General features: G+C 39.3%; 12 protein-coding genes and 1 tRNA gene. 6 read left to right on the forward strand and 7 right to left on the reverse strand.

The genetic code is table 11. The annotated features are described in order from the left end of the window. Window positions 1-72: 72 nt before the first annotated feature. The 4 genes from M23134_RS22945 to M23134_RS22960 all read right to left on the reverse strand — a co-directional run bounded on the left by M23134_RS22945 (window position 73) and on the right by M23134_RS22960 (window position 6,369). Window positions 73-3,339, reverse strand: coding sequence for a vWA domain-containing protein (locus tag M23134_RS22945; protein WP_004156524.1), 3,267 nt, complete (start codon window positions 3,337-3,339; stop codon window positions 73-75). A gap of 135 nt (window positions 3,340-3,474) precedes the next feature. Next, the gene (locus M23134_RS22950; RefSeq protein ID WP_075164066.1) at window positions 3,475-4,479 is read right to left on the reverse strand and encodes a DUF6089 family protein; all 1,005 of its coding nucleotides are present in this window, start codon (window positions 4,477-4,479) and stop codon (window positions 3,475-3,477) included. 333 nt (window positions 4,480-4,812) lie between these two features. After that, window positions 4,813-5,676 carry a universal stress protein gene (locus M23134_RS22955; protein WP_004156526.1) on the reverse strand — a complete coding sequence of 288 codons (864 nt, stop codon included), beginning with the start codon at window positions 5,674-5,676 and terminating at the stop codon, window positions 4,813-4,815. Between the two features lie 270 nt (window positions 5,677-5,946). Further along, a complete protein-coding gene (locus M23134_RS22960) occupies window positions 5,947-6,369 on the reverse strand; it encodes a hypothetical protein (RefSeq protein ID WP_157558606.1) in 423 nt (140 codons plus the stop codon). Between the two features lie 2,113 nt (window positions 6,370-8,482). Here M23134_RS22960 and M23134_RS22965 point away from each other — a divergent pair. Together M23134_RS22965 and M23134_RS22970 are read left to right on the forward strand one after the other, a co-directional pair. Continuing rightward, window positions 8,483-9,199, forward strand: a complete 717-nt coding sequence (locus M23134_RS22965) for a class I SAM-dependent methyltransferase (protein WP_004156529.1) — start codon at window positions 8,483-8,485, stop codon at window positions 9,197-9,199. Window positions 9,200-9,216: 17 nt separating this feature from the next. After that, a complete protein-coding gene (locus M23134_RS22970; protein ID WP_004156531.1) occupies window positions 9,217-9,957 on the forward strand; it encodes a hypothetical protein in 741 nt (246 codons plus the stop codon). A gap of 2 nt (window positions 9,958-9,959) precedes the next feature. Here M23134_RS22970 and M23134_RS22975 read toward each other — a convergent pair whose 3' ends face one another. After that, the gene (locus tag M23134_RS22975) at window positions 9,960-10,547 is read right to left on the reverse strand and encodes a ribonuclease HII (protein ID WP_004156532.1); all 588 of its coding nucleotides are present in this window, start codon (window positions 10,545-10,547) and stop codon (window positions 9,960-9,962) included. Window positions 10,548-10,701: 154 nt separating this feature from the next. On the opposite strand from M23134_RS22975, the gene M23134_RS22980 reads away from it, so the two are divergent. The 3 genes from M23134_RS22980 to M23134_RS22990 are packed head-to-tail and all read left to right on the forward strand — an operon-like array spanning window position 10,702 to window position 14,313. Then, a complete protein-coding gene (locus M23134_RS22980; protein WP_004156533.1) occupies window positions 10,702-11,280 on the forward strand; it encodes an NUDIX domain-containing protein in 579 nt (192 codons plus the stop codon). 22 nt (window positions 11,281-11,302) lie between these two features. Continuing rightward, complete coding sequence (locus M23134_RS22985) at window positions 11,303-12,415, forward strand: YihY/virulence factor BrkB family protein (protein WP_004156534.1); 1,113 nt, start codon at window positions 11,303-11,305, stop codon at window positions 12,413-12,415. Between the two features lie 41 nt (window positions 12,416-12,456). Beyond that, on the forward strand, window positions 12,457-14,313 hold the full coding sequence (locus M23134_RS22990) for a DUF4153 domain-containing protein (RefSeq protein WP_045114153.1): 1,857 nt from the start codon (window positions 12,457-12,459) through the stop codon (window positions 14,311-14,313). A 504-nt stretch (window positions 14,314-14,817) separates the two neighbouring features. Here the strand turns inward: M23134_RS22990 and M23134_RS22995 are convergent. After that, a tRNA-Met gene (locus M23134_RS22995) sits at window positions 14,818-14,890 on the reverse strand. A 568-nt stretch (window positions 14,891-15,458) separates the two neighbouring features. Between M23134_RS22995 and M23134_RS23000 the strand changes: the two genes are divergently transcribed. Further along, window positions 15,459-16,154, forward strand: a complete 696-nt coding sequence (locus M23134_RS23000) for an arylesterase (RefSeq protein WP_004156542.1) — start codon at window positions 15,459-15,461, stop codon at window positions 16,152-16,154. A 61-nt stretch (window positions 16,155-16,215) separates the two neighbouring features. Here M23134_RS23000 and M23134_RS23005 read toward each other — a convergent pair whose 3' ends face one another. Further along, entirely contained in the window at window positions 16,216-17,796 is a 1,581-nt protein-coding gene (locus M23134_RS23005; protein ID WP_157558607.1) for a bifunctional metallophosphatase/5'-nucleotidase, read from the reverse strand. Window positions 17,797-17,864: the final 68 nt, after the last annotated feature.

Genomic DNA, 17,864 nt, shown 5'->3' on the forward strand with positions numbered 1-17,864 from the left:
TTGTACGATCAAACAAAAAAGGCTGACGCTTGATTTCAAGCGCCAGCCTTTTTTGCTATCAAGCAATCGGCGCTATTCTACCCGCTTGCTTTGTGCTTCTTTCACCAATTTATACTTTACATTACGGGCATTTACCTGTTCATAGTTGCCTTTGCCTTTGGCTACCAGCTTTTCAAGGGTTTCAAATTTTTTGGTCATACTGCCAAAGCTAAACACAGATAGGTTAATTCCTTTTGTTGCCCGCTTTTCTACCAGTTTATAAATGTATTTACTTATTGGAAACTCACCATCGGTAGCAAGGATAATCCGATTGTTTCCCCCTTCCTTAAAGTTTTTACTCATCCATTTGTACGCCAACTTGAAACCTGCCTTTACATTGGTTTTACCTCTTGATCTCAGCTTATCTATCACCGCATTGATTTGCTCTTGGTTGCTTGCCGAAGTGGGCTTGAGTACAATGGCAGCATCTCCGGCGTAGATCACAATAGACACGTCGTCTTGAGGACGCATAATACTAATAAGGTATTTAAAAGATTCTTTTAGTAAGGGGAGCTTGTCTTTGCTCGACATAGACCCTGACACGTCTAACAATAGCATCAGGTTATTGTGGGCAAAGCCTTTCATACTGGTCATGTTTACTCCCTGATAATTGGTATCTGTTTTTATGACAATTTTGGGTGGGGGGAGTTGTTTTATTTTATATGAGTCACAGTCACAAGGTTTCTTGGTACTGGTAGTAGTACTTTTTCTAATGCGTTTACCCGGCAAACGTTTGCTTTGAGCCTCACGCACCATTTTGTAGGTAATGTTGCCCTGTGCTACTGCTTCAAGATTGCCTTTGCCCAACGATACCAGCTTTTTTAGTTTTTTATAAGCTTTGAGTTGATCGGCAAAACTAAATACTGACAAGGCAATGCTTTCTTCAGCCTTTTGTTCAATCATTTGATATAAACCTTTGCTGATACTAAACTCCCCATCAGACGCTAAAATAATACGATTGTTATTGTTGTTTTTATAGTTATTTTGTATCCACTGATAGGCGAGTTTAAGACCAGCTTCGCCATTGGTACGCCCGCTGGATTTAAGCGTATCTATTGCTTGCATAATTTGAGCTTTGTATTTGGCAGAGGTAGGGCGTAGCATTAATTTAGCTTCTGACCCAAATACTACTACAGACACCTTGTCTTCAGGACGCATAATATTTACAAGATACTTCAGGGCGCTCTTGAGCATAGGCAATTCGTTTTTCATTGATCCTGACACATCTAATAACAACATGAGGTTGTTATGGGCAAACCCTTGCATACTGTTCATGTTTACTACCTCATTGGCATCTCCGCAGTCACAGGGGGTATACCCCACCTTTTCAAAAGACAAAACTTTAGGGTACAGCATTTTTTTGAGGGTAGGTTGTATTACAACCTTTATCGACTGATTAAATTTTTTAATCAGTGTATTGTACTTGTAGTAAAGTCCTTGAATAGTTTGTGCCGATACCCGGTATTTGCCTTGTGCATGAGCTATAGACTCAGTGGCTTGTACAAAAGACTTCACACTACGCCAGTTACGCTTAAGCCTGCGATTTTTACGGGAATAATCTATTTTTACGTCGGCAAACTCACTGATAAGTGGTGTAGCCATGGTTTGCTTGAGCAATGCCTGAGATTTTTTCTGCATAAAGCCTTTAGCCGCAAGCATGATGGGTTCGCCCAAGGTTAAGGCTTTATTTAGCATTTGTTGGGCGCGGCTTGGAGGCAAAGCATTTTTGTTGATTGGATAAGCATTTTTTATTTGTTGAATATTGGCTTGTAACCCATTTCTTTGCGCATCAAATATGTCAAACAGGTATTGATAACGCTTGAGAATTTGTTTAGACTTGGCAAACTGGTCTGTTTGATATCCTCGTTTTTTTAAGTATTCGTTTAACTGGTACCCTAAACCCACCATTTCTTCCAAAATATTTTGAATGTTTTGCATTTGGGCATTGAGCACCAACTGGTAAGCCTGGGGGAGTTTTTGACTGCCTTGCTGTACTTTGTAAAACAATGACTTGGGATAATAATAATTTCGGGTAAAGTAACGAGGATAATAAATGTACTTTTTTCGGGGACGTTTGGTGCGAGGGTTTACAGGCAGTTTTTTATTATCAGCTTGTTCTTTTTTCTGGGCTTCTATACGTTTTACTGTCTTGTCGTGTCGCACAATGGTACTTACCAAGCGGTTATTCCGGTTAATAGAGTGGTTGATACACTCTACGTAATTATTCAAAGCACTTAATACTTTTAAACTAATGGGTTGGTTATGTGACAGCAACGGTAATGGGGGTACTGGTTTTTTTTGAAAGGTATTGGTTTTAGGGGGTATGTTGCCATTTTTAGGTGTAGGCAAGGCTTGAGTACTAAACCGGGGAGCTACCTGACTATGGTACAAAAAATACACTTGATTTCGACGACAATTGTCTACATACTGCTTAAAGTAACTATATACTGAATAACGACTTGAGTAGTAGCTACTTCGGTAGCGAGAGTTTTTGTAAGTTATAGTGCTTTGGTCCCAAAGCTTCCGACGACTCTCCAGCAAACTGTTGGCGGCTCGTAAAAAACTGGTATAAGACATAATAGCAAAACCACGTATAGGTGCTTCATTAATGGTAGGCAACGCTTTCAAGTGCTTTTCAAGTGTTTGCACACTCTCTTTCAGTAATGCTTCGTTTACATTTGCCTGAGGCGAAATAGTTTCTAAACTAAAGGCTATTTTTTGTTGAAAACGATCTTCTGCTCTCAATAACTCCCGCATTTTTCGCTCTACCCTGTGGTGAGGGTCTGAAGCTTTATATGTCTGCTTGCCCATACGCAATACTTGGTTTTGCAAGCGTTGGCTTTGTGTCTGCAATTGTGCAAATAGTTTTTCATAGGCAGTGATCACTTCATCATTATGAGCAAACTTGTCTTTCTGGTAAGATTTAGAAACATAGTATTGTTTGAGGTCACTCTCAAGGGCAGCAAATTTATCAAAAATACGGTAAACAGCCTTGGCTTCAGCATTGAGCCCTGCAATGCCTCCACGCAATGCTTTGTTGTATTTGTCCTTTAACAACGAGGAACGCTTTTGGCAAAAGGGGGCTCTAATATTATAGTATACACGCTGCATTCGTTTGTAACGCTGTACTTTGCGGTAGTGAGACGATAAGCACCTGAGCATGGTTTTGGCTTCTTTTGACACCTGATCGCTAAACTGTAGGTAGCGATTCAATGTTTTTTGTCGTTCGGGGCTTAATTGCCCAAAGGAGGGTAAAATGATACCAGAAGCCAGCACAAGGCTTAGAATAAATGCTTTCATAACTTTGGTGTTTTATAAATAGGTTCTTAGTGCGTTGGGTGCTGGTGAAAGATAGCAAAATTAATTATGTTTAAAACAACTGTCTAGCCCGTGGTTGGTTTGATGAAGCGTTTATAAAGAACAAATAGAGGCCAATTAGTAACCAAACCTTCTACGACGAAACTTAGGGCGATGGGGTGATTTATTGATAATAACCTCAAAACGAAAACCTGCAATGAGATAAAGGTCATTAAAACTTGCTTCCCCACGTTTATCGCGGCGTTCGCCGTATCCTGCCAATACACTATAGGTGTTTCCATCGCTGCCTGTCACGTCAATTGTTGGGTGAAAATTTGGAGCACGGGTTTGTCCCGAAACAGCTGCTTGAGTTTCTAACCCACGAGTGGCCATAGTTCTTGCCAAGTCTGTTTTCAGGTCACCCATATCAGGGTATAGCCCACTTACATCGTCCAGGTGATCAAAAAAGGTGTAACGCAGGGCGAGCTCAAACGATAGTGATGAAAAAGGAGTGATGTTCCAACGTGCTCCTATACCGCCAATTGCGGCTGGCTGGATAAGTGAATAAGGTTTAGCGTACCCTGGCTTACCCGACTGTTGTCCTTCGGTACCCAAAGGCTGTAAATCTACCCAAGAGTTGCTCTGTTCTACCGGAGTTTTGGCCTGAGGACTGTGATGAAACACAGCAGCACCAGCCAATATATAAGGAGTGAATATTCGACGTTGGTTAAACCTTCCTTTGCTGGGGAAAATATCATATACGCCTATTAAAGCGAGCTCTAAAATATTGTTCCGAAAATGCAGATTTCTGGCATAACGAAACTTGTGTCGAGGATGATCAGGGTTTGCTGCTTTAAAATCATCCCCCCTTATTTGCCCATAGGTAAGGTCGGCACGCAAATGAAAATGGTCGCTAAACTTACGCGAAAGACTAAGGGTAAGGCTAGGGCGGGTAAGGCTAAACTCAGTAGACACATAGTTGCTGGTAGGGTTGAGGTCGCCAAAATAATGCATTGACCCCAGTTGTACACCAGCCGTCATATAGCTCTCTGTAAAGCGCTTAAATATACGTTGCGCATTAAGTTGAGAGAAACTTACATATAATAAAATCAATGTACATCCTAAAAATCTTTTATAACACATATCTCCTGTTCCTTACTTTGACCTGATAGCTGACAATTGTCTTTATCTGTGAACTTGAGTACAAAACTACCCAAAGTGATGTAATATCTTTCAAAAAAACGTCCAAAATACTAAAGCACATATCTTTGACCTGAAAAACTTACGTGAAATTGATGCCGAAAGCCAAAATTATATAGAAAAACGGAGATTTTTGAGCAAAATGCTGTTCATCGAAGGAAAAGAAAACTGCGGCAAGTACCGCAGTTTGTGAATAAATGAATTACTCAAAAAAGTAGGAGTGATGTGTGAGCTGTTTTGAATAAATGAAAATGACTTTACTATATTGGTATTGGCTTATATATAGCCCAGTTTTAGGTTTACTGTAAGCACAGGTTTGTCTGAATGATTGACTACACCTTCTGCAATGCTCCCCATAAAGAAATGCCACAAACCTTTGCGTTGGTTGGTAGGAATCACCACTACATCGGCATCTATTTCCTTAGAAGCATTCAATACTCCTATTTCTTCATTTTTATCTGAGTAAGTGTGAAATGTGTAATTTTTTAACCTTGACTTATACACAAATTCCTCTTTTCTCTTGTTGAGTTCTTTACTTGTAAGAAAATTATTGGGTGTATTTATATACAACAAATGGATATGATTTCCCCAAAATACCTGTAATTGTTGCAAACGGTTAAGTGCAATAAACTGCTCTTCTTCAAGGTTAGTAGCAAATAGTACTGACTTAACTTCAAAGTTTTCTACTTTTTGAGGGATGGCAAGCACTGGACAAGTCATGTGACGCACTAGTTTCTCGGTGTTTGAACCAGTCAGTACTTCTTCCAGACCTGAGGCACCCGAAGTACCAGCCACAATCAAGCGTACGTCATTCTCTTTAGTAGCATGGTGCTTGGCTTGTTGCAAAAAGTTTCCGGTTTCCACCAATACGTCTATCTCTATTCCTGCATATTGTGCACTACCAGCTATGTTTTCAAGTTCAGCCTTGGTAGCTTTTACCATTCGATTAAAGTGTTCTACCTGAGAGTAATCCACCCTAAAATCAGGGTGTATGCTGCCTTCTGCCATCAACGGTTCTATGACATGAAACAATACAATGCTTACCTCATTTTTTTTGGCACTTTGATTGGCCAAAGAAAAAGCTACTTCTAAAGCATTTTGTGATTGTTCGGAAAAATCGTAAGGTACAAGTATCTTCATTGGGTGATAGTTATAAAGAATGTTAATCAGCTATTAAGTAACTATGCCAAAATACGTGATATATTCTGGATGATTCTATGATATTTATCAGGCAATATATTATTTTTTGTTCGATCGCTCCAAACATTACTATATAACTCATCAACCCAACACATCAATAAATCAGATTTGCACCATACCCCACATACCCCTCCACACACAAAGCCCAATTCAAATCAATGAATCAGGCTTTGTGCAAGGTATTAAAAACTTTGGAGGATTGTTTAACCGTTACTCAGACCAATAATTTAATTGTACAAGTACTTGCTCCTTGTCTCCTGTAATTTCAACTGTTTTAGACGACGTTCCAGAGAAATAACCGTCTTGTGAATCGAAACGGTAAGTACCTGGTTCTAAAACAAAAGTGTCGCCACCATACTGCTGTCCGGGTAAAGGATCAGCATAAATGTATTGACCCGTGGTTACATTATAAGCTACAGGCTCAAACTGGTAGCCATAGTCACTATATATAATGTTGCCGTTATCATCTACTGCCTGAACTTTTACCTCTACTTCGTCAAACTCAACATTAGTGCTTGTGCGGAGGTTGAGTTTAGTTTTTTTTGCTGTGTTTACCGGGGTTACTTCTTCTTGACTGTTGCAGGCGCTCAATGCAGCTACGAGTGCAAGAGCTAGTACATAAGATTTTTTCATTTTGGTTGTTTTTTGATGTTTATTCAGGAATACTTGTGTCAAAAAATGAATATGTATTTTGATCATATTCCTGAGCTAATTTTCCTTCTTTATGAAGGATGCTCAAACTTATATAAAACCAATTATGTGTAGGTGTTAAATTTTAACATAGTTAGTTTTGCTGTTTTAAATGCAGTTGATAATCAGTTGTTTATGTTTTTATTTCACAATAACTTAATCACAATATCATTTTGACATTGAACCAAGCTTCGTTTTTTTTGTAATAGTTTGAGCTTCTTGTCCCGAAAAAAAATGACTGGTTTAATGCTTGGTTTTCCAGCAAATCAACAATGGTCTGGGTAATGAGTTTTTGTGCTTTGTCAAGCCAACAGAGAGGTAAATTCGAAAGAAGCAAAGACTGAGAAGAAGTATAATACCCTCCGCGAAGGTCTTACCGCAGGGTGACCTGAGCATAAAGTCAGGAGTTAGGAGTCGGTCGTCAGTAGCTTTCACTGCCTGATGTGTAAAATTTTATCAGAATGCTTGCTCCATCATTTAGCAAACAACCCCAATACTATCCTCCGCGAAGGTCTTACCGCAGGGTGACCTGAGCATAAAGTCAGTAGTTGGGAGTCGGTCGTCAGTAGTTTTCATTTCGCGTCATACACCATTGATAAAAGCTTTTTCACCCCATCGTGTCAGTAACCAACATAAACTCTACCCTCCGCGAAGGTCTTACCGCAGGGTGATCTGAGCATAAAGTCAGTAGTTGGGAGTCGGTCGTCAGTAGTTTTCATTTCGCGTCATACACCATTGATAAAAGCTTTTTCACCCCATCGTGTCAGTAACCAACATAAACTCTACCCTCTGCGAAGGTCTTACCGCAGGGTGATCTGAGCATAAAGTCAGTAGTTGGGAGTCGGTCGTCAGTAGTTTTCATTTCGCGTCATACACCATTGATAAAAGCTTTTTCACCCCATCATGTCAGTAACCAACATAAACTCTACCCTCCGCGAAGGTCTTACCGCAAGGTGACCTGAGCAATGCCACTCGAAACCTGATAAACAACTTATGTAAGGACTGTTGGAGTGGATTGGTCATACACAGTGAAACAGGAGAATATTTCAGAAAGGGCACTAAAGTAAAAAACGAGACCCTAACAGAATCTCGTTTTTCTTTCCTAACCACAAAGCTTATTAAATATCTTTGGTTAATATATATTCAAACCAAATACCAAAAGCATTTTTGCTTAAAAACTATTTTTTAAGTAATTGATAGTCAGTGAAATAAATTTTCATTATTCTGTTTTATCAAAAATGGGAGAGTTACAAAATAGTATATTTTGTACGTTATTTCGTAATGGTTTCGGTATTTCGTTAGTAGGGGTAATGTGATTGCCCTCATATATAATAGTTTATCGGAATGCTTGTCCCATCATTTAGCAAACAGCACCAATACTACTCTCCGCGAAGGTCTTACCGCAGGGTGACCTGAGCATAAAGTCAGTAGTTGGGAGTCGGTCGTCAGTAGTTTTCATTTCGCGTCATACACCATTGATAAAAGCTTTTTCACCCCATCGTGTCAGTAACCAACATAAACTCTACCCTCCGCGAAGGTCTTACCGCAAGGTGACCTGAGCAATGCCACTCGAAACCTGATAAACAACTTATGTAAGGACTGTTGGAGTGGATTGGTCATACACAGTGAAACAGGAGAATATTTCAGAAAGGGCACTAAAGTAAAAAACGAGACCCTAACAGAATCTCGTTTTTCTTTCCTAACCACAAAGCTTATTAAATATCTTTGATTAATATATATTCAAACCAAATACCAAAAGCATTTTGACTTTGAAATTATTTTTTAAGTGATTGGTAATCAGTGGGATAAGTTTGTATTTTTTTGTTTTCATGAAAATGGGGAAAGCTAAAAATGGAGGTTTTTATACGTTATTTCGTAATGAATGCGGTATTTCGTTACTTGAAAAAGACCCAAGCAAAAAAATAGCCCCGAAGTGTGGTCTCTGAAAACACACCCCGAAGGCTACATTTAATCTAAAGTTACTGTTGGCAAGATACTCAAAAAAAATTAAAAGGCATATTTACATATCCTGCAAACCCTTATATTTACCCTTACCATGGCAATAAGACAACTACTTAAGCATATTATTCCTGCATATTGGCAGCACCATTACCGCAAGTGGCGCTATGCTATACCCGACGATGCGTTGCCAGAAGCCAGTTTACAAGACAAGTTTACCCAAATCTTTCAAACCAACCATTGGCAAAGTCAACAAACGTTGTCAGGGCGGGGCTCTGAACTCGAACAAACTCAAACTTTGATTGGTGCCTTGAGTCATCTACTAAAAAAATATACGATTTCTTCTATGTTAGACCTGCCTTGTGGCGATTTTCACTGGATGCAGCATGTGACCTTGTCAGAGTTACAATACATTGGAGCAGACATTGTGTCACAATTGATTTTGCAAAATAGACAACAATATCAAAAGGCAGGTATAGAGTTTCGAATGTTAGACATTACAACCGATGCTTTACCCAAGGTAGACTTAGTGCTTTGTCGCGATTGTTTTATTCACTTATCTTATGCCCACATTCGTCAGGCTATAGCCAACCTCAAAAAAAGTAATAGTAAATACTTGTTGACTACCACTTATGTCAACTATTCATTGAATTATAATGTACCTAGTGGCAGCTGGAGACCTTTGAACCTGCAACAAGCGCCTTTTTCGTTTCCAGAACCCATTGACCTAATCAAAGAAAACTGCAGTGAAGAAGGAAAACTATACCAGGATAAATCACTGGGAATGTGGGAGATAAACTCATTAGATTTTTAACACCAAATATTAAAACAATGACAAAACCTTTAGATCATGAGTTTAAGTATTTAGAAGAGTATGGCAAAGGTGAAGAAATATTTTTACGCCCTGATAGACAGGATAGAAGTGGTGATGCTTGGGAGAAGTTGCTTGCTTTGATAAATCAAGCGGTAGAAGAAGGGTGGACAGAGTTTGCGCCAGGGCGAATGATGCCACATGATTTATGGCGACAAATTAAGGTTCTGCCCAATGAAATCGAACGACTTACTCAAGTGACTCATCTATTTTTGTATGGAAGTAGTTTAGAGCGAATTCCTCCACATATAGGCAAAATGACCTCACTCAAAGAGTTTACCCCTTATACTTCTTATGGCTTACACTGGTTTCCTTATGAAATTACTCGTTGTAAAAACTTGGTAGATAGTACTGTAAGTACAAGGGCGTTATATGGTAATTATAAAAATCGTCCCTATTTTCCTGACCTTACCAAGGCTTTTAATCAAGTAGAGTATTTCGGTTATACACCTACTTGTAGTGTATGTAATAAACAGGTAAAAAATAATGAATACCGCCAGGTCTGGATTTCTTTATCAGTAGCTACCGATATATTGCCTTTACTGGCAAATATATGTTCTGATGTCTGTTTAGAGGCATTGCCTACCCCTCCTGAATCTTATATTCAAGAGCCACACCAAGGGGGCATACATCAAAAACAAGCAATCACTTTTTGGGAACAAGTGTTGAATAAATACGAAGATGACGATGAGGTAGAATAATCCTAGTCTTTATCTTTAATCAACTTAAAACTCATACGATGCCAAGGAGTAGCCCCGTGCTGTTCTATAGCTGCCCGGTGTTTTTTGGTAGGGTAGCCTACATTGTTTTCCCAGTCATACTCTGGGTGCTCCACGGCAAGTTTTTCCATCAAATCATCGCGGTAGGTTTTTGCTAGTATCGATGCTGCCGCTATTGACAAAAACTTATTGTCACCTTTTACTATACATTGGTAGGCAACAAACTTATAAGGATTGAAACGGTTGCCATCAATCAGTAAAAGTTCGGGCTCAGGCTCTAGTTGTTCTATAGCACGGTGCATGGCCAAAAAACTGGCGTTTAATATATTAATTTCGTCAATTTCGGTATGCGAAGCTTCTGCCACCGCCCAGCTAATGGCTTCTTCTTCAATAGTTTTACGAAGTTTTTCACGAGTTTTTTTATTCAACTTCTTCGAGTCCATCAACAACTCATTCTTATAGTTGGGAGGCAATATTACGGCCGCTGCTACTACTGGTCCGGCCAAACAGCCTCGGCCAACTTCATCTACTCCGGCTTCTATGTATTTATTAGAAAAAGACGATTGTAACATACCTTTGTCTTAATAGTTTGGGATACAAACCTCAAAGTTAGTCATTATTTTACAACGAATTGGTTATTATTGTAACCTTGCTTAAATTGGAGTGTAGAAGTGAGTAGACAGTATGGCACACGATTGTTTCCTTGTAAACCAAAAATGATATATAATGAATAGCTCATCAGATAATAATAACGCCAAAGAAAAAGTTGCAAACCCTTGGAACACAGTTTATAAACAACAAATGTACGACAACCCCTGGATTTCAGTGGCGCAAGACATGGTAGTCAATGCATCGGGCAAACCGGGAATTTATGGTACAGTACATTTTAAAAATAAAGCCATTGGCATTATACCTATTGATAGCGAAGGGTATACTTATTTGGTGGGGCAATATCGTTATCCTTTAGACATTTACTCATGGGAGATACCTATGGGGGGAGGCAGTCTTGAAGATGACATACTTGAATCGGCAAAACGTGAGCTTAAAGAAGAAACAGGCTTTACTGCCAATCAGTGGACAGAAATTGCCACAGTGCATACCTCTAATTCGGTAACTGACGAAGAAGGAGTAGTGTATATAGCCGAAGAACTGGTGCCTGGCGAAACAGAATTTGACGAAACAGAGGATCTTAGAATTAAAAAAGTACATATTAGTGAAGCCGTTGAAATGGTAATGAATAATGAGATTACAGACTCAATTAGCATGGTAGGTTTACTTAAAGTAGCCCGATTGCGAAAAATTTGATAAGGAAACCGTTAAGATTGTTATGAAAGCCAAAATTATCAAATCGATTACCAACTCTAAACTGTACCAAAAAACTGTCAAACGTTTGAGGCGCTCAGAATCTAAACACCACCAGGTATCTTGGTATCGTATTATCAAAACACTTTGGCTTAATATCAATGATAAGCCACTTCATCAACAAGCCAGGGCAATTGCCTTTAGTTTTACTTTATCGCTTTTTCCGGCAATTATATTTTTATTTACTTTGATTCCTTTTTTTGTTCCATACATTGTTACCTATATTCCCGATATAGTAACTACTGGGCAAGATATTGACATGAAGCAACAGATAGACGCCCTGCTGCTTGAATTTATGCCAGGAGAAATCTATAAATACACCCATGACACCATTGTCAATATATTGACTCAACCCCGCACCAACCTACTTTCATTTGGGGTATTGTTGGCTTTGTATACTGCTACTAATGGAGTGATAGAGATGATGGATACCTTTAATCGTAACTACAAGTTTGCCGAAAAGCGTAATTTTTTGCGTAAACGATTATTAGCCGCTGGATTAGCCATTTTGTTTGCGTTTATCTTAGTGATAGTAGTCATTGTACTGGTGGTGACCGAGTTTGCCGTAGAGTTTGTACTCGAATATCTCTATGAGTGGACTAGTTGGGCAATGTTGCACAAAGACCAGGTATTAGGGTATTACCTGCTAACAGGTTTCAAGGTGTTTGTCTTGTTTAGTGCATTTTTACTAGGCATTGCTTTGATTTATAACCTGGCTCCTGCCAGAAAAAAAGAATGGAGATTTTTCTCGTTAGGGGCTATTTCAGCTTCTATTTTGGCAATGTTGAGCACTACCGGTTTCTCATTTTACTTGAGCAATTTTGCCAACTACAACAAACTATATGGCTCTATAGGAACCCTGATTGCCCTTATGTTTTGGTTATATTTAATCGCTTGGGTGTTTTTGCTAGGGTTTGAGATCAATGTGAGTATGGTGCAAGCACAAAAAGCCTTGAAAGAAGAAGTTGAAGACAAGTTTACCATGTTAGACGATCTGTTGACAGAAACCGACGAAAAGCTAAAACAGCAAACTAAAGATCAGCAAAGTTCAGAAGATACTAAAAACAACGACCACTAAGCCTTTATTATACGTGGTTAGTAAAACCAATCCTCATATTTATGATCAAATGGCCATCATTTAGAGATTTATTCACTCAGGCAGGAAACACCTCATCACGTTATCCCTTTGCTATGCTTGCTGCTACTATGGGCACCGTCATTTTGTTGGTCATCATAGAACAACAAACAGATGTTTGGAGCTACTTAAGCGACAATGGACAATCTTTGATGGCAAGTTTGTTAGGGGTACTTATATTTTTTATAGCTGATATATACGCAGAGCGTCACCATATCCCTCCGTCACGTAAGTTGGTGATTGAAATTATTGCTTTTATCATTATTATTACCTATTACCTGCTGTTACCCAAAGAGTTAGCCCATAAAAACTACATACGTTTTATCCTGTTTTTTATGACAGGTTTATTGTTGGTGTCTTACATTCCTTTTACCAAAACTTATGAGGTAAACGCTTTTTGGCACTTCAACTTGTTGCTTACTGTACGCATCATGTTGTCAGGCTTATACTCTACCATGCTTTTTGGCGGCATATCGCTGGCCTTGTTTGCTATGGGGTATTTGTTTGGACTAACCATATCAGCCAAGTTATACCTGCAATTGTTTATTGCCATTTTTGGTATATTCAATACGCTTATATTTTTAGCTGGTATTCCCGATGAAATCCAGGCGCTTGAAAAAGAAGAAACTTACCCGCGTGTATTACGTTTTTGTGTGCAATTTGTACTGTTACCACTCATTGTAGTATACCTTTCTATTTTGTATGTGTACGGTGCTTCTATTTTAGTGAGTTGGACTCTGCCCAAGGGCTTAGTGACCTACCTGGTGCTGGTGTTTTCGGTCATAGGCATGGCTACCTTCCTTATTATTTACCCTATTCGCCAACAAAAAGAAGGACGAACTCTTCAGGCATACAGCCGCAACTTTTCTCTGAGTCTGTTTCCTTTATTGGCTTTGTTGTTTTGGGGTTTAGGCAAACGTATTCAAGATTACGGCCTTACCGAGCTACGTTATTTTGCCTTGGTGCTGGCAGTATGGTTGGCAGGCATTAATTTATACTTGTTGATCAGCAAGGCAAAAAACATTAAAGTAATTACTATTTCTCTAAGCTTTGTTTGTTTGTTAAGTGCTTTTGGCCCTTGGGGAGTGTTTATGACAGCAGACCGAAGCCAGGCAAGCAGATTCAAAAAAATTATGCTTAAGAGCCAATTGCTTAAAGAGGGTAAAATAACTCCAAATGCACAGGCAAAACCTTTGTCATTGAGTGATCACAAAAACCTGCACTCTATCCTTCAGTTTTTTGCCCAAAGAAAACGCCTTGCCCGTTTGCAACCTTTTATCAGACCACACCTCGATTCTTTGTTAAGCCCGTTAGACTCTGAGCACCGTAAAATTATTAAGTTGTATGCCCTCATGGGCGAAAACGTAACAGGCGACTATGTCACTGACTTAATTTCTGCCAATACCAAGCAATTTAACTTTCAAAGCCGTTTTGACGAACCTGTACGCAATATCAAAGGGTACAATTATATTATTAAATTTAAACAAAAAGCCAACAGCTTTAAAGTAAATAAGCAACGAGTATACTTGTTGGGAGACAAGGAGATTGAATTATATTTTGATTGGAAGAAGAACCGGATATTGTTGCACGAAAAAAAAGACACACTAGTTAACTTCCTGCTCGACCCTATGTTGGAAAAGCTGGTTAGAAAATTCAGTAACACCTCTAAACCTTTGCCTCATAACGAAATGGTGTTAATCGAGGCTGGAAAAAGCTATAAAGCAAAACTACAAATTACCCAAGTGAACATTGCCCGCCGTCAAGACAGTGAGAATAAAATGCGCAGCATGAGTGGAGAGTTATTATTGTATTTTAGTAAACCTCAGCCAGAAGGGTTTTAGAGGCCGAGTCAGTAGTTGTACTCTACCCAGCTTTTAACTTCGTTGAGCTCAGCACAGTAAAACTGTAGCTTCGGTTTTTCAAAAGTACCGTCATCGCCTCAGCTCGTGTCTTCACGAGCTGATCGGAACTCTAAAAAACACTATTTACAGGCGCTACGACGAGGCGATTTAGCTTTGCTGAGCACCGACATTCATCGGTATCTAAAGACTCGTAAACTCGGTTGTGAAGACACCATAGCCGTCAGGCTAAGAGGAGCATAGTAAAAAAATCACTTAAAAATACCGTCACCGCCTCAGCGAGTGTCCCCACACGCTGATCGAATCGCCAAAATTTGGATACTGAAAGATGTTTCAGGGGTAAAAAAATAGTAGCCTGACGGCTATGGTGAAGACACAAACCGAGGCGAAAAAATAGTAGGGTAGAGTACAGTAGTTGGTTTGTGCACACAAAAAACATGGCATAAAAAAACCTGTAAATCATAAGAATTTACAGGTAATATTTAGTAGCGGGGACAGGACTCGAACCTATGACCTCCGGGTTATGAGCCCGACGAGCTACCAACTGCTCTACCCCGCGATGTGATTGGATGACAAAGGTAGGACATTTTTATTAAAATCCAAAACTTTAAAATGAAAAAATGAGCTTTCAGGGAAAAAACAAATAAAAATAACTCCTTCGCATGAAAATCTTTGTGGGCAATTGATTAAATAATGCGCTGATTTTGAGGTTTTTTTACCAGATTTTGTTTTCTTGAGTAAAGCAATTAAGTGCTTGTTTAGCTTTGCAGAGCCTGGAGGCAAGTCTCCTGCGGTTAAAGTCTTGTATTCAGAGATAAAGTGAGGGGATTTGTGTGGTGAAGAGCTACATTTTTAAACATAACAACACCCAAAAATACTGGCCTTTATGTGGTAGAAATTATCGAAGCTACAGGTATGCTGAGCCCTGCTTTTTGACTAAACTACTAAAACCAGTGCGTAAAAATGAGCTTATCAATCCTCTGAGAACAAGCTCACCTGCTTTGAGTTTGTTTCACTGTTGAAGATAAAATAACGAACTAATTTTTAAATATAGTCAAGTGAATATTCGCAACTTTTTAGCTCTATTATAAAGGCAAAGGGTTTGCTCACACCAATTAACAATATATATGCACCAACTTTCATACATTTTCTTGTGGATTACTTTAACTCTATGGAGTTGTAATGGAGCCGCAAAACGCGAGCAACAGCGACAAGACTCTTTAGCTCGGCAAGACTCTATTCAAAAGATAGAACGCAAAAAAAATCGTAAAACTATTTTGTTTTTGGGCAATAGCCTGGCGGCTGGCTTTGGTTTAGACAATCCCGAAGAGTCTGCTTATCCCGCCTTGATACAGAAAAAACTGGATGCGGGTAACCACAACTATAGGGTAGTAAATGCGGGGGTCAGTGGCGAAACGACTACAGGTGGACGAGAACGAATTAATTTTTTGCTAAAACAAAAAGTAGACATTTTGGTGATTGAATTGGGGGGTAACGATGGTTTGAGAGGGGTAAGCCCACAGGTAGTAAAAGAAAACCTTCAGCAGATCATTGATATTGCGCGTAAACGTTATAAAAAAATTAAAATTTTATTGGTAAGAATGGAAGCCCCCCCCAATCTGGGGTTAGACTATACCGCAGGGTTTACTAAAGCCTTTGACGATCTCGAAGAAGACAATAGAAAAGTAGTGACAGTGCCCTTCATTTTGGATGGTATTGCTGGTAAGCCCGAACTCAACCAGTCGGATGGGACTCACCCTACTGCCGAAGGACACGAGATGATGGCAAATAAGATTTGGAAATATTTACAAAAGGTATTGTAACAACACCCCCTGAACGAGCACTCATTCAGGGGGAATTGATCAACCTATAAGTTGGCTTCATTTACTTCTTTTTGCCTTCTTGTAGATTGTCTTTTCCTTTCTTTTTCCAATACTCAATCAGTGCCTTGCGAATATCAGCCCTGAGGGGATTTTTGTTATCTTCAGTAGCCGAAACAATGTCAGGGTTTTTGGGTGTCAAGTAATCAAAATTACTTTCTTTGCCTGTCAGTAAATAGTTTGACATAGCCACTGTGTATATTTTTTCAGGCTCTATAGCTGCTTTGCCTATTGTCCATTGCTTGGTAGTTTCATCATAGTTTATACCAGTAGTTTGCAAATACCCCCCACTTCCTTTATTGTTTTTTCCTGTAGTTAATATTTTGCTTAAAAGTTTGCCTTTAAGTTGAACTTCATAAATATCTCCACCATAAGGCAACGCCCGTAGTACATCATATACAGTGACCTGCCCTCTTAGCTGGTCATCTAGCCGCACCGAACCACTATTGAGTATACCTGCCTGTGCTTTAGGAAGCGTGGCAACCATGGCTGCGCAAATATCTTTGCCCAAATTGGTAGGTTCTTCTCTGATGTGGTCTTCTCTGCCATCAAGTGGGATGTCGGTTACTACCATTAACTTTTCTTTTACATCAAAGCCGAGCGTATTAAAGCCAGTCTCAGCGTGTTGTAGCCAAGTGCTCACTACTTTAGCAGTTTTGGGAGCTTCTTTTATACTTTCGTTAATTTCTTTGAGTTCTGACCGAACGCTTACTTTTTTGGTGACATGGTCATAAGTAATGCGGTGAATATACACTGTTTTGGCATTGGCATCGGCCTTGGTAATACTTGTAGTACCTACCTGGTGTTTCATATTGGTGTGGTCGTGCCCCCCCATGATCAAAGGAAACTGAGGAATAGCCTGTGCCAGTTTTTTATCATCAGCAATGGCGAGATGAGTCATTGATATGGCAAAATCAATTTTACCTTTCAGCGCTGTAAGCTCTTTTTCGGCCGCTGTTTTTACATCTTCATAAGCCACTATGTTGTTATCTATCTTAAGTGCCAGCCCCAGTAAGCCCACCTTGAGTGTATCTTCTCCGTTTTTATTGGGTATTTTCAATACCACCGACTTGGCAAAGTTTTGTGGTTGGTTATTTACTACCTTAAAAAAAGGTTGAATTTTGCCTTCTTTTTTGTACTGAAGGTTGGTAGATATCCAATCAAATTTAGATTCATTGATTCGCTTGAGCAAATCTTCTTCATTGAGGTCAAATTCATGGTTGCCAAAGCATACATAGTCTATTCCAAGGGTGTTCATTGTAGCTACCATTTGAGCTCCTTTAATACGCGCTCCGTTGTACTTGATGGTACCCAGTACCGAAGGGTTCAGAAAATCTCCCGAAAGGGTAGTAAAAGTATGTGGGTTTTCTTTGAGTAACTCCTGACGTACAGTAGCTACCCGTGCCATCCCCCCAAACTTGCCACCTTGAATGGGGGCTATTTCATATACATCGTTTAATTGCAGAATGATAAACTCGGTTTTAGCAGGTTTGCGTGGAGACGAACATCCAGCAATACATGCCCATAACAACAAAGCAAGTTTGAGTGAGTGGTTGGTTCGGATAAATTGCTTTAAAGAAATCATATTGTGTCTTTTGTCTGTTTTGGAGGCTAATAATAACAAAAGTTTTTGAATAACTGATGATATGTTGA

The organism is Microscilla marina ATCC 23134 (assembly GCF_000169175.1).
In the GTDB taxonomy this organism is placed as follows: Bacteria; Bacteroidota; Bacteroidia; order Cytophagales; family Microscillaceae; genus Microscilla; species Microscilla marina.

Excerpts from the sequence above, each read along its gene's own strand:
- M23134_RS22945 (WP_004156524.1), bottom strand. The coding sequence starts at position 3,339 with ATGAAAGCATTTATTCTAAGCCTTGTGCTGGCTTCTGGTATCATTTTA.
- M23134_RS22950 (WP_075164066.1), bottom strand. The coding sequence starts at position 4,479 with ATGTGTTATAAAAGATTTTTAGGATGTACATTGATTTTATTATATGTA.
- M23134_RS22955 (WP_004156526.1), bottom strand. The coding sequence starts at position 5,676 with ATGAAGATACTTGTACCTTACGATTTTTCCGAACAATCACAAAATGCT.
- M23134_RS22960 (WP_157558606.1), bottom strand. The coding sequence starts at position 6,369 with ATGAAAAAATCTTATGTACTAGCTCTTGCACTCGTAGCTGCATTGAGC.
- M23134_RS22965 (WP_004156529.1), top strand. The coding sequence starts at position 8,483 with ATGGCAATAAGACAACTACTTAAGCATATTATTCCTGCATATTGGCAG.
- M23134_RS22970 (WP_004156531.1), top strand. The coding sequence starts at position 9,217 with ATGACAAAACCTTTAGATCATGAGTTTAAGTATTTAGAAGAGTATGGC.
- M23134_RS22975 (WP_004156532.1), bottom strand. The coding sequence starts at position 10,547 with ATGTTACAATCGTCTTTTTCTAATAAATACATAGAAGCCGGAGTAGAT.
- M23134_RS22980 (WP_004156533.1), top strand. The coding sequence starts at position 10,702 with ATGAATAGCTCATCAGATAATAATAACGCCAAAGAAAAAGTTGCAAAC.
- M23134_RS22985 (WP_004156534.1), top strand. The coding sequence starts at position 11,303 with ATGAAAGCCAAAATTATCAAATCGATTACCAACTCTAAACTGTACCAA.
- M23134_RS22990 (WP_045114153.1), top strand. The coding sequence starts at position 12,457 with ATGATCAAATGGCCATCATTTAGAGATTTATTCACTCAGGCAGGAAAC.
- M23134_RS23000 (WP_004156542.1), top strand. The coding sequence starts at position 15,459 with ATGCACCAACTTTCATACATTTTCTTGTGGATTACTTTAACTCTATGG.
- M23134_RS23005 (WP_157558607.1), bottom strand. The coding sequence starts at position 17,796 with ATGATTTCTTTAAAGCAATTTATCCGAACCAACCACTCACTCAAACTT.